The 15,910-nt window shown below is 69.0% G+C and carries 15 protein-coding genes; 8 read left to right on the top strand and 7 right to left on the bottom strand.

The annotated features are described in order from the left end of the window. The first annotated feature begins 49 nt into the window (after positions 1–49). Positions 50–1,195, top strand: a complete 1,146-nt coding sequence (gene metX / locus VB080_RS15060; protein WP_323419269.1) for a homoserine O-acetyltransferase MetX — start codon at positions 50–52, stop codon at positions 1,193–1,195. Further along, the gene (gene metW, locus VB080_RS15065; protein WP_323419270.1) at positions 1,192–1,794 is read left to right on the top strand and encodes a methionine biosynthesis protein MetW; all 603 of its coding nucleotides are present in this window, start codon (positions 1,192–1,194) and stop codon (positions 1,792–1,794) included. The genes metX and metW overlap by 4 nt, the downstream gene beginning before the upstream one ends. On the opposite strand, the gene VB080_RS15070 is transcribed toward metW, so the two are convergent. Then, positions 1,767–2,699, bottom strand: a complete 933-nt coding sequence (locus VB080_RS15070; protein ID WP_323419271.1) for a 5'-3' exonuclease — start codon at positions 2,697–2,699, stop codon at positions 1,767–1,769. The genes metW and VB080_RS15070 overlap by 28 nt on opposite strands. 68 nt (positions 2,700–2,767) lie before the next feature. Here VB080_RS15070 and lnt point away from each other — a divergent pair, with 68 nt between their 5' ends. Genes lnt through VB080_RS15085 form a run of 3 tightly spaced genes read left to right on the top strand, consistent with a single transcriptional unit; the run spans position 2,768 to position 5,579 of the window. After that, on the top strand, positions 2,768–4,291 hold the full coding sequence (gene lnt, locus VB080_RS15075; RefSeq protein WP_323419272.1) for an apolipoprotein N-acyltransferase: 1,524 nt from the start codon (positions 2,768–2,770) through the stop codon (positions 4,289–4,291). 32 nt (positions 4,292–4,323) lie between these two features. After that, positions 4,324–5,094 (top strand): polyprenol monophosphomannose synthase, encoded by a 771-nt coding sequence (locus VB080_RS15080; RefSeq protein ID WP_323419273.1) that lies wholly within the window; start codon positions 4,324–4,326, stop codon positions 5,092–5,094. Then, positions 5,091–5,579 (top strand): FxsA family protein, encoded by a 489-nt coding sequence (locus tag VB080_RS15085; protein ID WP_323419274.1) that lies wholly within the window; start codon positions 5,091–5,093, stop codon positions 5,577–5,579. The genes VB080_RS15080 and VB080_RS15085 overlap by 4 nt, the downstream gene beginning before the upstream one ends. 42 nt (positions 5,580–5,621) lie before the next feature. Here VB080_RS15085 and VB080_RS15090 read toward each other — a convergent pair whose 3' ends face one another. From VB080_RS15090 to VB080_RS15100, 3 genes are all read right to left on the bottom strand, one after another. Continuing rightward, complete coding sequence (locus tag VB080_RS15090) at positions 5,622–5,957, bottom strand: RNA polymerase-binding protein RbpA (protein ID WP_323419275.1); 336 nt, start codon at positions 5,955–5,957, stop codon at positions 5,622–5,624. Positions 5,958–6,055: 98 nt separating this feature from the next. Continuing rightward, entirely contained in the window at positions 6,056–7,435 is a 1,380-nt protein-coding gene (locus VB080_RS15095; protein WP_323419276.1) for an MFS transporter, read from the bottom strand. Then, complete coding sequence (locus tag VB080_RS15100; RefSeq protein WP_323419277.1) at positions 7,432–8,205, bottom strand: glycerophosphodiester phosphodiesterase; 774 nt, start codon at positions 8,203–8,205, stop codon at positions 7,432–7,434. The genes VB080_RS15095 and VB080_RS15100 overlap by 4 nt, the downstream gene beginning before the upstream one ends. A gap of 122 nt (positions 8,206–8,327) precedes the next feature. On the opposite strand from VB080_RS15100, the gene pdxY reads away from it, so the two are divergent. Next, complete coding sequence (gene pdxY / locus VB080_RS15105) at positions 8,328–9,179, top strand: pyridoxal kinase PdxY (protein WP_323419278.1); 852 nt, start codon at positions 8,328–8,330, stop codon at positions 9,177–9,179. A 21-nt stretch (positions 9,180–9,200) separates the two neighbouring features. Here the strand turns inward: pdxY and VB080_RS15110 are convergent, their stop codons facing one another. Further along, positions 9,201–10,727: a UDP-N-acetylglucosamine 1-carboxyvinyltransferase gene (locus VB080_RS15110; RefSeq protein ID WP_323419279.1), complete on the bottom strand. Its 1,527-nt coding sequence runs from the start codon at positions 10,725–10,727 to the stop codon at positions 9,201–9,203. Between the two features lie 138 nt (positions 10,728–10,865). Here VB080_RS15110 and lpdA point away from each other — a divergent pair, with 138 nt between their 5' ends. Then, positions 10,866–12,266, top strand: a complete 1,401-nt coding sequence (gene lpdA, locus VB080_RS15115) for a dihydrolipoyl dehydrogenase (RefSeq protein WP_323419280.1) — start codon at positions 10,866–10,868, stop codon at positions 12,264–12,266. 74 nt (positions 12,267–12,340) lie between these two features. Here lpdA and prmC read toward each other — a convergent pair whose 3' ends face one another. Then, complete coding sequence (gene prmC / locus VB080_RS15120; RefSeq protein ID WP_323419281.1) at positions 12,341–13,240, bottom strand: peptide chain release factor N(5)-glutamine methyltransferase; 900 nt, start codon at positions 13,238–13,240, stop codon at positions 12,341–12,343. Positions 13,241–13,294: 54 nt separating this feature from the next. Here prmC and VB080_RS15125 point away from each other — a divergent pair, with 54 nt between their 5' ends. After that, a complete protein-coding gene (locus VB080_RS15125; RefSeq protein WP_323419282.1) occupies positions 13,295–14,317 on the top strand; it encodes an LLM class flavin-dependent oxidoreductase in 1,023 nt (340 codons plus the stop codon). Positions 14,318–14,352: 35 nt separating this feature from the next. On the opposite strand, the gene chrA is transcribed toward VB080_RS15125, so the two are convergent. Continuing rightward, positions 14,353–15,678 (bottom strand): chromate efflux transporter, encoded by a 1,326-nt coding sequence (chrA, locus tag VB080_RS15130; protein WP_323419283.1) that lies wholly within the window; start codon positions 15,676–15,678, stop codon positions 14,353–14,355. Positions 15,679–15,910 lie beyond the last annotated feature (232 nt).

Here is a 15,910-nt window from a genome sequence, read left to right on the forward strand (position 1 = left end):
ACCGGAACCGTCCCCGGTCCCGGCCGAGCACCACGAAAGGAGGCACCGCATGCCCGCAGGATCTATCGGGGTCGTCGAGACCCAGCACGTCCAGCTCTTCACCGCCGAGGAGCCGCTGCGAATGCTGAACGGTGCCTCGCTGGGCCCGGTGGCGGTCGCCTACGAGACCTACGGCGAACTCAGCCCGAACCGGGACAACGCGGTGATGGTCTGTCACGCCCTCACCGGGGACGCCCACGCCGCCGGCTTCCACTCCGGTGCCGAACGGCCCGGCTGGTGGGACAACCTGATCGGGCCGGGCAAACCGCTGGACACCGACCGGTTCTTCGTGATCTGTGCGAACCTGCTGGGCGGCTGCCAGGGCACCACCGGCCCGGCCTCGGTCAACCCGGAGACCGGACGCGCCTTCGGCCTGGACTTCCCGCTGATCGCGATGACCGACCTGGTCGCGGTGCACCGCGCCCTGCTGGCCCACCTGGGGATCGAGCGGCTGCTGGCTGCCCTGGGCGGCTCACTGGGCGGGATGCAGGTGCTGCAGTGGGCGCTCGACCATCCCGAACAGGTCGCCAACGCGTTGGTGGTGGCCGCCTCCAGCCGGCTGAACGCCCAGAACATCGCCTTCTCGGCGGTGGCGCGACGGGCGATCATGACCGACCGGTTCTTCAAAGACGGTCGCTACGCCGAGGAGGGCGTCAGTCCGGCAACCGGTCTGGCGATCGCCCGGATGATGGCGCACATCACCTACCTCTCCGAGGCCGCACTGGAGGAGAAATTCGGCCGCGAACCGAACCGCCGCCAGCCGTCTGTGGGCGGCCCGGGCTTCGGCATCGACTTCGCGGTCGAGAGCTACCTCGACCACCAGGGACAGGTCTTCCTGGAGCGGTTCGATGCGCTGAGCTACCTCTACCTCACCCGGGTGATGGACTACTTCGACCCGTTCGCCGACCCGGGCTCGCTGACGGCGGTGCGCGCGCACCCGGTGAACTGGCTCGTGGTGTCGTTCGAGAGTGACTGGCGGTTCGGCACCGACCACTCCCGGCGGATCGTCCGCAAGCTCGAGGGCGCCGGCCAGCCGGTGACCTTCCGCGAGATCCCGTCCACCTGGGGGCACGACTCCTTTCTGCTGCCGGTCGAGCGGTACCACCAGACTGTGCGGGCCTTCCTCGACCGCGCGCTGGAGGAGGGACTGCGATGAGCCTTCGCAAGGATCTAGCCCTGGTCGCCAGCCTGATCCCGGACGGCAGCCGGGTGCTCGACCTCGGCTGCGGCTCGGGCAACCTGCTGTCCCACCTGATGCGCGAGCAGCGCTGTCGCGGCACCGGCGTCGAGATCGACCCGGACAAGGTGCTGGCGGCGATCCGGCTGGGCGTCCCGGTGATCGAACTGGACATCAACCGCGAGCTGGACGAGTTCACCGGCGACTCCTACGACGTCGTCGTGCTCTCCCGCACCCTGCAGACCGTGCGCTACCCGGACCGCGTGCTGCGGCACATGGCCCGGATTGCCGACCGGCTGATCGTCTCGGTGCCGAACTTCGGCTGGTACCCGCACCGGCTACGGATGCTGCGCGGCCGGCTGCCGATGGGCAAGGATCTGCCCTACAGCTGGTACGACTCGCCCAACGTCCGCTACACCACGCTGTACGACCTGCAGGTGCTGTTCGACGAGGTCGGGTTGGAGGTTGAGCGGACGATCCCGCTGGGAGCCGCCGGCGACCCTGTGAAGGTCTCCCCGAAGCTGGCGAACCTGCTGGCCTCGACCGGGGTCTACGTGCTGCGACCGGCGAGGGCCTGAAGCAGCCGGTCCGCGCTGCCACCCAGGCCGAGCGTACCGGCCAGGACGGTGAACGCCGCCGGATCGGGCGGCGCGGCGGGCAGCGTCAGGTCGAGGGCAGGCAGTGGCACGTCGGTGGCCACCGCCACCACCGTCCGGGCCGGGCCGAGGTAGTCGGCAGCGTCCTGGAGCCGGCGGGTGACGGCGGCAGCCAGGTCGCCGCGGTCGGCCGCCGCGACGATCCCGGCCAGGTCGTGGTGATCCCCGATCAGAGCAGCTGCGGTCTTCTCGCCGATCCCCGCGACACCAGGCAGGCCGTCGGACGGATCCCCGCGCAGCACGGCGAAGTCGACGTAGCCGGCCCCGGTGATCCCGTACCTGGCGGTCAGCCAGGCGTCATCGACCCGGTCGTGCCGCGACACGCCGCGGGCGCAGTAGAGGACGCGGTGGGCGCGGCCGTCATCGACCAGCTGGAAGAGATCGCGGTCGCCGGTGACCACCTCCACCGGCCCGTCCCAGCTCGTCGCGAGGGTGCCGATCACGTCGTCGGCCTCGTAGCCGTCCACGCCGACCACCGGCAGGCCGGCAGCGGCCAGCACCTGCCGGATCAACGGCACCTGCATCTCCAGCCCGTCCGGCACCTGCTCGGCGAACCCGTCCGCACTGTCGGTGGCGACAGCCGCAACCCGGTGCGCCTTGTAGGACGGCAGCAGTTCCACCCGCCACGCCGGACGCCAGGAGTTGTCCCAGCAGCAGGCCAGGTGGGTGGGGGAGTACTCCGCGACGAACCGGGCGATGAAGTCCAGCAGTCCGCGGACGGCGTTGACCGGCGTACCGTCGGGCGAGCGCAGCGTGTCGGGTAGCCCGTAGAAGGCACGGAAGTACAGCGAGGCGGTGTCCAGCAGCATCAGGCGGGGCGCATCCATGGCCCCATGGTGCCAGCCGCCGCGTCCCGGTTCGAGCCTGCCCCGCCGGGCTGACTATGCTCGCCTGCGTGATCGATCGGGTGGCCAGGCTGCAGCTGGGCCTGCGGGTGGGCCTGGCCATCGGCTTCGGGGTGGTCACCGGGCTGGGCTTCGAACCCTTCGCCTGGTGGCCGCTGCTGATTCCTGGAACAGCCGGGCTCTCCCTGCTGGTGCTCGGTGCCGGGCGCTGGTGGCAGGCGCTGCTGCTCGGGCTGGGCTACGGGCTCGGCTTCATGGGACTGGGCCTGGACTGGATGAACGCGATCTTCCTGGAGGCCTACCTCGGGATCGTGCTGGCCACCACCTTCTTCTACGTGCTGCTGGCCGGCCTGGCCTGGTTCGTCCGGGGACGCGCCTGGTGGCCACCGGTGATCGCCGCCTGCTGGGTGGGCGTCGAGGCACTGGTGTCCCGCTGGCCATTCGACGGCTTCGGCTGGATGCGGCTGGGCTACGCGCTGGTCGACTCGCCCCTGACCGGGCTCTACCCGCTGGTGGGCGTCGCGGGCGTGACCTTCGCCATCGCCCTGGTCGGCCAGGGCCTGCTGTGGCTGGTGGACCGCCCGGGACGGGCGCGCGTCCTGGTCGCCGGCCTGGTCACCGTGGCACTGCTCGGCGTCTCGTGGGCGGGCAGCCTGATCCCTGCCGGGACGGCCGGCGAACCGGTCAACGTCGGCTGGGTACAGGGCGGAGCGCCCGGGGGCGGCGTCTACGGCATCGGACCGGCCCGCACCACGACGAAGAACCACCTGGCCGGCACCGTCACGCTCATGGACGACGTCGCGGCCGGACGGGTGCCCCGTCCGGACTTCATCGTCTGGCCGGAGAACGGCACCGACATGGACCCCTACCATGACGCCCAGACCGCCCAGGCCCTGGTCGACGCCCTCCAGGTGGCGCAGGTCCCGCTCTTCGCCGGCACCATCCTCGACGGCCCCGGACCCGACGAACGCCAGACCGCCTCGCTGTGGCTGGATCCGTCCCGTGGCGAAGTGACCAGGTACACCAAGCGGGGGATCGTCCCGTTCGGGGAGTGGATCCCGTACCGCGACGTGCTGCTGCCGCTGATTCCCAAGCTGGGCTATGTCGGGGCACAGTCGATCCCCGGCACGGAGCCCGGGGTGCTGCAGGTGAGCGTCGCCGGCCAGCCACTCAACCTCGGGGTGATGATCTGCTACGACGTCTCCTTCGACGCGATCAGCTACGACACCGTCCGCTACGGCGGCCAGGTGCTGGTGGTGCAGAGCAGCAACGCGATGTATCAGGGCACCGGGCAGATCGAACAGCAGTTCGCGATCACCCGGGCGCGCGCCGCCGAACTGCGCCGGGAGATCCTCGTGGTCACCACCAGCGGGGTGTCCGGGCTGATCGGCCCGGACGGATCGGTGACGTGGGAGGTGACCGATCCGGGGGCCGCGACCGGCGTTGTCAGCCTGGCGCGCCGCACCGGCGTCACGCCGGTGGTGAGCATCGCGCCCGTCCTCGAACTGACGCTGGCCGCCGCCGGCGGATTGCTCGTTCTCGGCTCGGCTCTTTGGCGGCGTAGGGCAGAATGAAGAAGCCCGATTCACCGATCGATGGAGCTTTGATGAGCGACCCCACGGCCACCCTGGGGCAGGTGCTGGTCATCATCCCGACCTACAACGAGGCGGAGAACGTGGGCCCGATCACAGCCCGGCTCCGCGCCGCCGTCCCGCAGGCGGACATCCTGATCGTCGACGACAACTCCCCGGACGGCACCGGCGACCTTGCTGACCGGCTCGCCGCGGACGACCGCCACATCAAGGTGCTGCACCGGCCGGGCAAGCAGGGTCTGGGCGCCGCCTATCTCGCCGGGTTCGCCTGGGGGCTGGAACACGGCTACGACGTGCTGGTCGAGTTCGACGCCGACGGCTCCCACAAGCCCGAACAGCTACCGTCGCTGTTGCAGCGGCTGCGGACCGCCGATGCGGTGAAGGGTTCCCGGTGGGTGCCGGGCGGCCGGGTGGTCAACTGGCCGAAGTCACGCGAGTTGCTCTCCCGCGGCGGCAACCTGTGGGTGAAACTGTGGCTCGGACTGCCGCTCGGCGATGCCACCGGCGGATTCGCCGCCTGGCGAGCCAGTACCCTGCGTGGGATGGATCTGGACGGCGTCCAGGCCGCCGGCTACGGCTTCCAGGTCGACCTGGCCTGGCGGGCGGTCAAGCACGGCTTCACTGTTGCCGAGGTGCCGATCGAGTTCGAGGACCGGCAGTACGGGGAGTCGAAGATGAGCCAGAAGATCGTCCTCGAAGCGATGCTGCTCACGACCCGGTGGGGAATCGCACACCGGGTCGCGCAACTGCGATCGGCGTTGACTCGCAGAAAGGTGCCGGCATGACCAGCTCCGCCAGTTCGCCTGCCCGCCAGCACCCGCCCCTGCTGCTGTGGGGGATCGTGGCGCTCTTCGTCGTGATCCCGATCATCGAGGTGTGGCTGCTGATCAGCGTCGGGCACTGGGTGGGGCTCTGGCCGACCGTGGCCGTTCTGCTCGTCAGCGCCGGGTTGGGCGCCTGGTTGATGAGCCGGGAGGGCAGCCGCGCCTGGCACGCCCTGGTCGAGGCGATGAAGGGCGGCAGGCTGCCCACCGGACGGCTCGCGGACGCCGCCCTGATCCTGGTCGGCGGCATCCTGCTGATGCTCCCCGGCCTGGTCACCGACCTGCTCGGACTGCTGTTCCTGCTGCCGGCGACCCGGCCGCTGGTGCGGCGGGCAGTGGGGTTCGTCGTGGCCAGGCAACAGGCCACCCGACGGACCGGTGAGCCGGCGGACACGGTCATTCCGGGTGAGATCGTGGAGCCGGGGATCGAGGAGCAGCCGGACTGAGCCCGGGCACTGCGGCCGGTTCAACGGCCGGGCATCACCGGCTCAGGAGTTCTCGCCGCGGATCTCCTCCAGCCGCTCGGCCAGCAGATCCTCCAGTTCCTCGATGGAGCGGCGTTCCCGCAGCATGTCCCAGTGGGTGCGCGGCGGCTTGGTCTGCTTGACCTCGGGCTCGGCACCGTCCGAACGACGGGCCGGCTCACCGCACTTGGGGCACTCCCACTCGGTGGGCAGCTCCGCCTCCTCGGCGAAGACGATCTCGAAGTGATGGCCCTTCGGGCAGTCGAAGCCGATCTGGAGCCGGGGGGCAAGTTCCACTCCCTGGCCGTCGGCAAAGCTCTTCGATCCGAGCCCGGATCCTCGCAGCGCGCGATCTGCCATGGTCTGCTCCTACCTCCCGTGGATTACCTCAACCGTAGCCGAGGACGCAACCGGAGCGGCAGGGGCCCCGCACGCCACAGCTCGGAACCGGCCCCGGTTCAGGCGTGGACGAATCGGGGCAGTTTCACCAGCAGCAACAGCACCAGCCCCACCAGCAGCACGATCGCCAGCCCGAGAATCCCCCAGTAGGTGGCGCCGAACCAGCCGATGAACGCCCCCCACAACAACGGCGACATCCAGCTGACCACCCGGCCGGTGGTGGCGTACAGACCGAAGATCTCCCCCTCCATGCCGGCCGGCGTCACCCGGGCGAGCAAGCCGCGGCTGGCCGCCTGCGCCGGCCCGACTGCTGCCGACAACACGATCCCGCCGATCCAGAAGATGGTCTTGCCGCCCTCGCGGAAGAAGAACACGAACAGGCAGCTCAGCACCAGGACCACCAGGGCGGTGACGATCACCGCACGTGGGCCGAACCGGTCGTCGAGTCTCCCGGCGAGGATGGTGGCGATACCGGCGACCAGGTTGAGGGCGACACCGAAGACGATCACCTCGGTGGGGGTGAAGCCGAACGCCGCTGTCGCCAGGACTCCACCAAAGGCGAAGACCCCCGCCAGCCCGTCGCGGTAGACCGCGCTGGCCAGCAGGAACCAGAAAGCCGGACGGGAGGTGCGGAAGAGCCGCGCAATGTCCTTGACCAGCACGACGTAGCTGGTGAAGAAGCCGACCTTCGGCCGGTCCGGACGGGCAGGTGACTCGGGGACGTGAATGATGAACGGGAGCGCGAACAGCACAGTCCAGACCGCGCAGCCGACGGCGATCAGCCGATAGGCCAGGCCGTCACCGGTATCCAGTCCGAACCAGTCCTCCTGGTTGAGGACCACCACGATCACCAGTGCGACGATGCCGCCGATGTAGCCCATACCCCAGCCGAGGCCGCTCACTCGTCCGACAGTCTTCGGCGTCGACACCTGAACGAGCATCGCGTTGTAGTTCACGCCCGCGATCTCGGACGTGACCGCACCCAGGGCGAGCAGAACCGCACCCAGCCAGAAGTAGACCGGTTCAGCATGGACGAAGAACAGTGCGAACTGCAGCAGCGCCAGTACCGCGGTGCAGCCGAGCACCCAGCGCTTCTTGTTGCCGTCGATGTCCGCCCGCTGCCCGAGGACCGGAGCGAGCAGCAGGATCAGGATGCCGGCCGCGAAGGTGACCCAGCCGTACCAGCTGGAGAGGTCGGCCAGCCCCAGGCAGTAGGACGTCGACTCCGTGGCGGCTGTCGAACAGCCGACACTTCCAGGATCCTGGGCGGCAATCTCGGGCGCCAGAAAGTCCTTCGAAACCAGGTAGAGGGGCACCCAGACGAAGGTCAGGATCACCGAGTTGAACGGCTGGGTGGCCCAATCCCACAGCGCCCACGAGAACACCTGACGACGGGGAACCACCCGATCCGCCGTTTCCTGGCCGGCCCGACTGCTCATGCTTCGCCTTCCCAGAGTCCGCGTGCACACAGAACGTCCTTGAGTACCACGACATCGTCGCTCACGATGCCGTCCACGCCCAGATCGATCAACCGGTTCATCTCGGCAGCGTCATTGATCGTCCAGACGTGCACCCGCCGGCCGGTACGGTGAGCGGCCTCGACAAAGCGCCGGGTGACCACCGGCAGCAGGCCGGCGGCGACTCTCGCCGGTACCTGCGCGGCGTTGCCGAGGGCCCAGCCTGCCGTACCCAGCCCGCTGAGAGCGAGCAGAACCACCGAGCCGGGAGCCATCCCGGTGGCGACCCGGTCGCCGGTCAACTTCCGGAAGGCGGCGAGCCGAGCCGACGAGAAGGACGCCACGCACACCCGGTCGTAGGCCTGGTACTCCTCCAGCAACCTGGCCAGCGGCGCGATCCCGCCCGCCGATTTCAGGTCGATGTTGAACCGGGCCTGCGGGAAGGTCTCGAACAGTTCAGCCACGGTGGGGATCGGGTCGGTGCCGCCGATCCTGACCTCGGCCAGATCGGCGGCGGTGTGGTCGGTGATCTGGCCGTGACCGTCGGTCACCCGCTCCAGCGAGGTGTCGTGGAAGGCCATCAGCACGCCGTCGGCGGTGGCGTGGACATCGGTCTCGACGTAGCGGTAGCCGAGTTCGAGGGCGCGGGCGAAAGCCCGCAAGGAGTTCTCGCCGATTCCGGGGTGCTGGCCGCCGCGGTGAGCCAGGGCCTGGAACCGGGTGTCGAAGAACGCGTAGTCACTGGCCCTCACACTCCGCAGTATGGCAGGCCGGGCGGATTGGACGTCCATGAACAGCCAGCCCGGGGCGCGTCCTGCCGGTCCGTCCCGCGGGCAGGACGGGAAGCCGCGCGGGTCTTGGCCACAATGTGTCGGTGACCACAATCCTGTCGATCCAGTCCTCGGTGGCCTACGGCCACGTCGGCAACTCCGCCGCCACCTTTCCGCTGATGCGGATGGGCGTGGAGGTGTGGCCGGTGCTCACTGTCCACTTCTCCAACCACACCGGTTACGGCGCCTGGCGCGGCCCGCTGCTCGCCGCCGACGACATCGCGGCCGTGGTCCAGGGCATCGACGAGCGGGGCGTACTGGGGCAGGTGGACGCCGTCCTGTCCGGCTACCAGGGCGGCGAGGCGGTCGGCGCCGAGATCCTCAAGGCGGTCGCGCTGGTCAAGCAGCGCAACCCCGAGGCGATCTACTGCTGCGACCCGGTGATGGGCGATGTCGGGCGCGGCATGTACGTCCGCGAGGGGATCCCGGAGTTCATGCGCGACCACGTCGTGCCATCCGCGCAGGTGGTCACCCCGAACCAATTCGAGCTCGACTACCTCACCGGCCGCCAGACCCACACCCTGGAGGAGGTGCTGGCCGCCGCCCACGCGCTGCGCGCCAACGGGCCGGACGTGGTGCTGGTGACCAGCGCCATCCTGGACGACGTCGACTCCGACGTGGTCACCATGCTGGTCGTGAGCGGCGACGGTGCCTGGACGGTCGCCACCCCGCTGATCGACCGCACCTTCACCGGTTCCGGTGACATCACCGCGGCGACCTTTCTCGCGCACTACCTCCGCACCGGCGACCCGGGGCTCGCGCTGGCCCGAACGGCGAGCGTGGTCTACTCGGTTCTGAAGGCGACCGCCGACGCGGACTCGGCGGAGTTGCTGCTGGTCGGTGCCCAGGAGGACATCGTCCACCCCAGCCACGAGTTCGAGGCCACCCGCCTGTGACCCAGACAGGGACGGTAGGAGTCAGTCCTTGAAGACCTCGATGTGCGCACCCAGGGCGTTGAGCCGGTTGGGTAGATCCTCGTAGCCGCGGTTGATCACGTAGACATCCCGCAGCACCGAGGTGCCGCGGGCGGCCATGGCCGCCAGCAGCAGGCAGACCGCCGGACGCAGCGCCTGTGGGCAGACCAGTTCCTGGCCGCGCCAGCGGGTCGGTCCGGTGACGACGATCCGGTGCGGGTCGAGCAACTGCACGTCGGCGCCGAGCTTGGTCAGGTCGACCAGGTGAATCGCGCGGTTCTCGTAGACCCAGTCGTGGATCATCGTCCTGCCCTCGGCGGCGGCAGCAATCACGGCGAAGAACGGCAGGTTGTCGATGTTCAGTCCCGGGAACGGCATCGCATGGATCTTGTCCGCAGCCGCGTGCAGGTCGGACGGCAGCACGGTCAGGTCGACCAGCCGGGTGCGACCGTTCTCGGCGGCGTACTCGGGGGACAGGTGATACTTCAGGCCCATCTCGGCCAGGATCGCCAACTCGATGTCGAGGAACTCGATCGGTGCCCGGCAGATCGTCAACTCGCTGCGGGTGACGATCGCTGCGGTCATCAGGCTCATCGCCTCGATCGGGTCCTCAGACGGGGCGAAGGTGATGTCGGAGTCGATCCGGCTCAGCCCCCGCACCTCGAGCGTGGTGGTGCCGATGCCCTCGATCCGGACGCCGAGTTGCTGCAGGAAGAAGCACAGATCCTGCACCATGTAGTTCGCGCTGGCGTTGCGGATCACCGTCGTCCCGGGGAACTGCGCGGCCGCCATCAGAACGTTCTCGGTCACCGTGTCGCCACGCTCGATCAACGTGATCGAGCGCCGGTTGCCACCCGGCTCCTGGACGCTGGCATGGTAGAAGCCCTGGGTGGCCCGCACCTCCAGCCCGAAATGGCGCAGCGCGTGCAGGTGGGGGGTGATCGTCCGGATCCCCAGGTTGCAGCCACCGGCGTAGGGCAGATCGAAGCTCTGCTGCTCGTGCAGCAACGGGCCCAGGAACATGATGATCGACCGGGTCCGGCGTGCGGCGGCGGCGTCCATCGCCGCCAGGTCGAGTTCGGCAGGGCGGACCAGTTGGAGTTCGGTGCGGTCGTCCGACCAGGTGGCCGAGACCCCGATGCTGGTCAGCACCTCGATCAGCCGGTTGACCTCCTCGATCTGGGCGATCCCGCGCAGCACCGTCCGGCCGTGGTTGAGCAGCGAAGCGCACATCAGCGCCACTGCCGCGTTCTTCGAGGAGCGCACCACGATCGACCCGCTCAGCGTGGTCGGGCCCTCCACTCGCAAGTGGGTGGGGCCGCTCGGTCCGGCGCTGATCAACGGGCTCTCCAGCGCGGACGCGATCCGGTTGATCATCTCCAGGCTGAGGTTCTGCCCACCGGACTCGATCCGGTGGATGGCGCTCTGGCTGGTGCCCAGCTCGGTTGCCAACTGCTGTTGGGTGAGCCCGCGTTGCTTGCGCGCATCGCGGATCAGGGTACCGATGCTGCTGGGGAGAAGATCTGCCACGTCCGTCACTTTAACTCACATGAGAGATAGACGCACGCTGGATGGCCCCATCACCAGGACGGGGCGGTGTCCGGCGAGGCCGTTTCGTTCCACCCGTCCCATCGAAGCGGCGTTGCCGCAGGGAATAGAGTGTCGGCCATGACCACACACTTCGACGTCGTCGTGCTGGGCGCCGGGCCCGGCGGTTACGTAGCAGCGATTCGTGCGGCCCAGCTGGGCCTGAACACCGCCATCATCGAGAAGCAGTGGTGGGGCGGTGTCTGCCTCAACGTCGGCTGCATCCCGACCAAGGCGCTGCTGCGCAATGCCGAACTCGCGCACATCTTCAACGCCGAGGCGGACCTGTTCGGCATCGAAGGTGAGGTCAGCTTCAACTTCGGCAAGGCTTTCAGCCGCAGCCGCTCGGTCAGTGACCGGATGGTCAAGGGCGTCCACTTCCTGATGAAGAAGAACAAGATCACCGAACTCAACGGCTGGGGCACCTTCACCGACGCCCACACCATCCAGGTGGCCGGCGACAACGGCGAGCAGCAGACCGTCACCTTCGACAACTGCATCATCGCCGTCGGCGCCACCACCAAGATGCTGCCAGGCACCGCCGTCTCGGAGAGGATCTACACCTACCAGGAACAGATCCTCTCCGACACCGTCCCGGGATCGATCGTGATCTGCGGCGCGGGCGCGATCGGCACCGAGTTCGCCTACGTCCTGGCCAACTATGGCGCCAAGGTGACCATCGTGGAGTACCTCGACCGGATGGTGCCCAACGAGGACGCCGAGGTTTCCGCCGAACTCGCCAAGGCCTACCGCAAGCTCGGCGTCGAGGTGCTCACCGGCACCAAGGTGGAAAAGATCGAGGAGGGCCCGGACGGCGTGCGGGTCACCGTCAGCCCGGCAGCCGGTGGCGAGTCGCGGGTGCTGGAGGCCGACCGGGTGCTGGAATCCCTCGGGTTCGCGCCCCGCACCACCGGCTACGGGCTGGAGAACACCGGGGTCGCGCTCACCGATCGGGGCGCGATCGCGATCGACGACTACATGCGCACCAATGTCCCCAACATCTACGCGATCGGCGACGTCACGATGAAGCTGATGCTGGCCCACACCGCCGAGGCCCAGGGCGTGGTGGCCGCCGAGACGATTGCCGGCGCGGAGACCATGCCGATCAACTACGACATGATCCCGCGGGCCACCTACTGCCAGCCGCAGATCGGCTCCTTCGGCTACACCGAGGAGCAGGCGAAGGCGAAGGGCTACGACGTGAAGGTGGCGAAGTTCCCGTTCTCGGCCAACGGCAAGGCGCACGGTCTGGGCGATGCCACCGGCTTCGTCAAGATCGTTGCCGACGCCCGCTACAACGAACTGCTGGGCGCGCACATGATCGGCCCGGACGTCTCCGAGCTGCTGCCGGAGCTCACGCTGGCGCAGCAGTGGGATCTGACCGCTGACGAGGTCGGCCGCAACATCCACGCCCACCCGAGCCTGTCCGAGGCGCTCAAGGAGACCGTCGAGGGCATCGCCGGTCACATGATCAACCTGTGACGCTGGTCTGGTGACGCTGGGCTGAGCCCACAGGCACCGGCTGAAGCGCTCCCGGCGGGTGGCCGGCACCGGCCTCAGTTCGGCTGGAACCGGCCCACCACCGCCCGCGGCCGGCCGGTCAGGTCGTCCACGGTGCGAACCTGGGTGAAACTGGCTGCGGCTGCCAGTTCCCGGACGGCCGCGTCCTGGACCTCGGCATGCTCCATCACGAACAGCCCGCCGGGCTTGAGCAACCGGGTAGCGGCGGTGATCACCGCGCGCGGGATGTCCAGACCGTCCAGACCGCCGCCGTAGAGCGCCAGGTCCGGGTCGTGGTCGCGGACCTCCGGCTCGACCGGCACGGCGTCCGGCGGGATGTAGGGCGGGTTGCTGACCACCACGTCCACAGTGCCGTCGAGGTCGGCCAGCAGCAGTGGATCGCGGACGTCGTCCTGCTCCAGCCGGAGCGCTCCGACGCCTGCCGCGAGAGCGTTTCTCCTTGTCAACGCGATAGCGGCGGGGGAGAGGTCCACCGCCGTGACCAGACTTCCCGGTACTTCGGTGGCGACGGAAATGGCGATCCCCCCAGCCCCGCAGCACAGGTCGACCACAGTGGGGGAGAGCCCCAGCGCCGCAAGCCTGTCCGCCTCGTCGATGGCCACCTGTGCGACCACCTCGGTCTCCGGCCGGGGGACGAACACCCCCGGTTCGACAGCCAGAGTGAGGTAGCGGAAGCCCGTCGAGCCGACAATGTGCTGCAGCGGCTCGCGCAGCCGACGGCGCTCGACCAGGCCGGCGTAGCGGGCGGCCTGCCCGGCGCTGACCGGACTGTCGCTCAGGACAGGCAGCCGTTCCACCCCGAGCACGAACGCCGCCAGCGCGCGTGCGTCCGAGGCAGGGGAGGGGACAGCGGCCTGGTCCAGGATCCGGGTCGCGCCCTCGACCAGGGCCCGCAGATCGGGCACCGGACGGGACGGCGGAGGCTCGGTCGACACGCCCCCGATCATCGCACAGGGAATGTCGGCGCCGCGGCGGCGTTATGGCTGGGCGTGAAGAAGATCGGGTTCCTCTCCTTCGGCCACTGGTCGTCCTCGCCGGGTTCGCACACCCGCACGGCAGCCGACTTCCTGCAGCAGTCCATCGACCTGGCCGTTGCGGTCGAGGAGTTGGGTGCGGACGGGGCGTACTTCCGGGTGCACCACTTCGCCCGGCAAGCCGGCTCGCCGTTCCCCTTGCTGGCGGCGATCGGTGCCCGCACCTCCCGGATCGAGATCGGCACCGGCGTGATCGACATGCGGTACGAAAATCCGCTCCACTGCGCGGAGGATGCCGGTGCCGCCGACCTGATCTCCGGCGGCCGACTGCAACTCGGGGTGAGCCGGGGGTCGCCCGAGCAGGTGGTGGACGGCTGGCGCTACTTCGGCTACCAGCCGGCCGAGGGGGAGTCAGACGCCGACCTGGCCCGCCGGCACACCGAGGTCTTCCTCCAGGTCATCGAGGGTGAGGGGTTCGCCCAGCCCAGCCCCCGTCCGATGTTCCCGAACCCGCCCGGGCTGCTACGGATCGAGCCCCACTCACCGGGCCTGCGGCGACGGATCTGGTGGGGTGCCGGCTCGGACGCGACCGCCCGGTGGACGGCCGAGAAGGGCATGAACCTGATGAGCTCCACCCTGAAGGACAACGAGAGCGACAAGCCCTTCCACGCCCAGCAGGCCGACCAGATCCAGGCCTTCCGGGACGCCTGGCAGGCTGCCGGCCATGACTGGGAGCCGCGGGTGTCGGTCAGCCGCAGCATCTTCGCCCTGGTCAACGACACCGACCGGCGCTACTTCGGCGACGACCGTGACAGCAGCGACACCGTCGGCTGGATCGACGCCAGGACGCAGGCCATCTTCGGTCGCTCCTATGCCGCCGACCCGGACGTCCTGGTCGAGCAGTTGAAGCAGGACGAGGCGATCGCGGCCGCTGACACCCTGCTGCTGACCGTCCCGAACCAGCTCGGCGTGGAGTACAACGCGCACGTGGTGGAGAGCATCCTGACGCACGTGGCCCCGGAACTCGGCTGGCGATAGGGGCAAGACAGGCTTCCGCCGCATGGGGCGGAAGCTCACAACAGCAGCCAACCTGCCGCCGCAGCCCCCAGCACGAGGGCCCAGACCGGTGCCCGCCACGCCACCAGTGCGACAAAGACGGTCGCGGCAATCACGAAACTGTTCACTCCGGTGATACCCGCGGTGAATACCGGATCGTAGAGCGCCGCTGCCAGCAAGCCGACCACACCGGCGTTGACGCCCATGAGCATGCGGCGCGTCCGCGGTGCCCGGCGAACCCGGTCCCAGAACGGCAACACGCCGATCACCAGCAGCGCTGACGGCAGGAATACCGCCACCAGCGCGAGGCCGGCACCGAGCGCTCCCGACGGCCCGCCGGTGGTCACCGCACCCAGGAAGGCCGCGAACGTGAACAACGGCCCCGGAACGGCCTGCGCCGCCCCGTAGCCAGCGAGGAAGATGCCCGGATCGATCAATCCGGTCTGCACCGTCTCGGCCTGCAGGAGCGGCAGGACGACGTGCCCGCCACCGAACACGAGCGCGCCGGCACGATAGAAGGTGTCGACCAGGCCGAGTGCACCGTTGCCGGTGGCGGCGGCCAGGATCGGAAGCCCGGCCAGCAGCGCAGCAAACCCGGCGAGGCTGGCCAGTGCACCACCTCGGGAGAGACGGATCGGGAAGTGATCGGAGCCTCCCTCGGGCATGCTGGGCGCGGTGAGCCAGCACAGGCCGGCAATCCCGGCCAACACCAGCGCTCCGATCGTTGCCAGCGGGCTCGGCACCAGCAGCACCACGATCATGGCCCCCACCGCGATGGTCGCTCGCCGCCCGTCCGGCGTCACCGATTTCGCCATCCCCAAGACGGCGTGTGCGACGACCGCAACCGCAGCGGCTTTCAGTCCGAGCACCCACCCGGCCCGGGACAGATCGCCCAGCGCAGCCACCCCCATGGCGAACCCGAACAGCAGCAGCGCCGACGGCAGCGTGAAGCCAATCCACGCGGCGAGCAGACCGAGCAGCCCGGCACGCTGCAGCCCGATGGCCATGCCGACCTGGCTCGACGCCGGGCCGGGCAAGAACTGGCACAACGCCACCAGATCGGCATAGGCGCGGTCACTGAGCCATTTGCGTCGTTCCACGAATTCTGTGTGGAAGTACCCCAGGTGGGCGACCGGCCCGCCGAAGGAGGTCAGCCCAAGCCGGAGAAACACGAGGGCGACCTGCACCAGAGAACCCGGATGCCGATCATCACGGACTGCTGTGGCGGTACTCACTTTGGAATCCTGCCGTGAACTGGCGCCGAACCGGAACAGGCACGCGTCAGGCTTAACCTTCTGTTCACCACGGTGGGAGGATTCTGCGGCACCGGTGAAGCCACGCACCTCGCGAGCCGATCTCGAGATACCCAGGAGGCCATGCAACATCCGAAGAGCGTTTGTCCGATAAGCAACATTATGTCAATTTGCTGCCGCAGCCACCTCCTCCGATCCACTCCACCTCCCTGTCCCTCAACCCCGGTTCCACCCCGACCGCTGTGCTGGCACCACGTCAGGCTTGGCCCGGCGCTGTCGGCAGGAACGCGACGGCAGCATGCGTCACCACAGCTGCCTCGAC

This window comes from Propionicimonas sp. (assembly GCF_034927565.1).
Taxonomy (GTDB): domain Bacteria; phylum Actinomycetota; class Actinomycetes; order Propionibacteriales; family Propionibacteriaceae; genus Propionicimonas.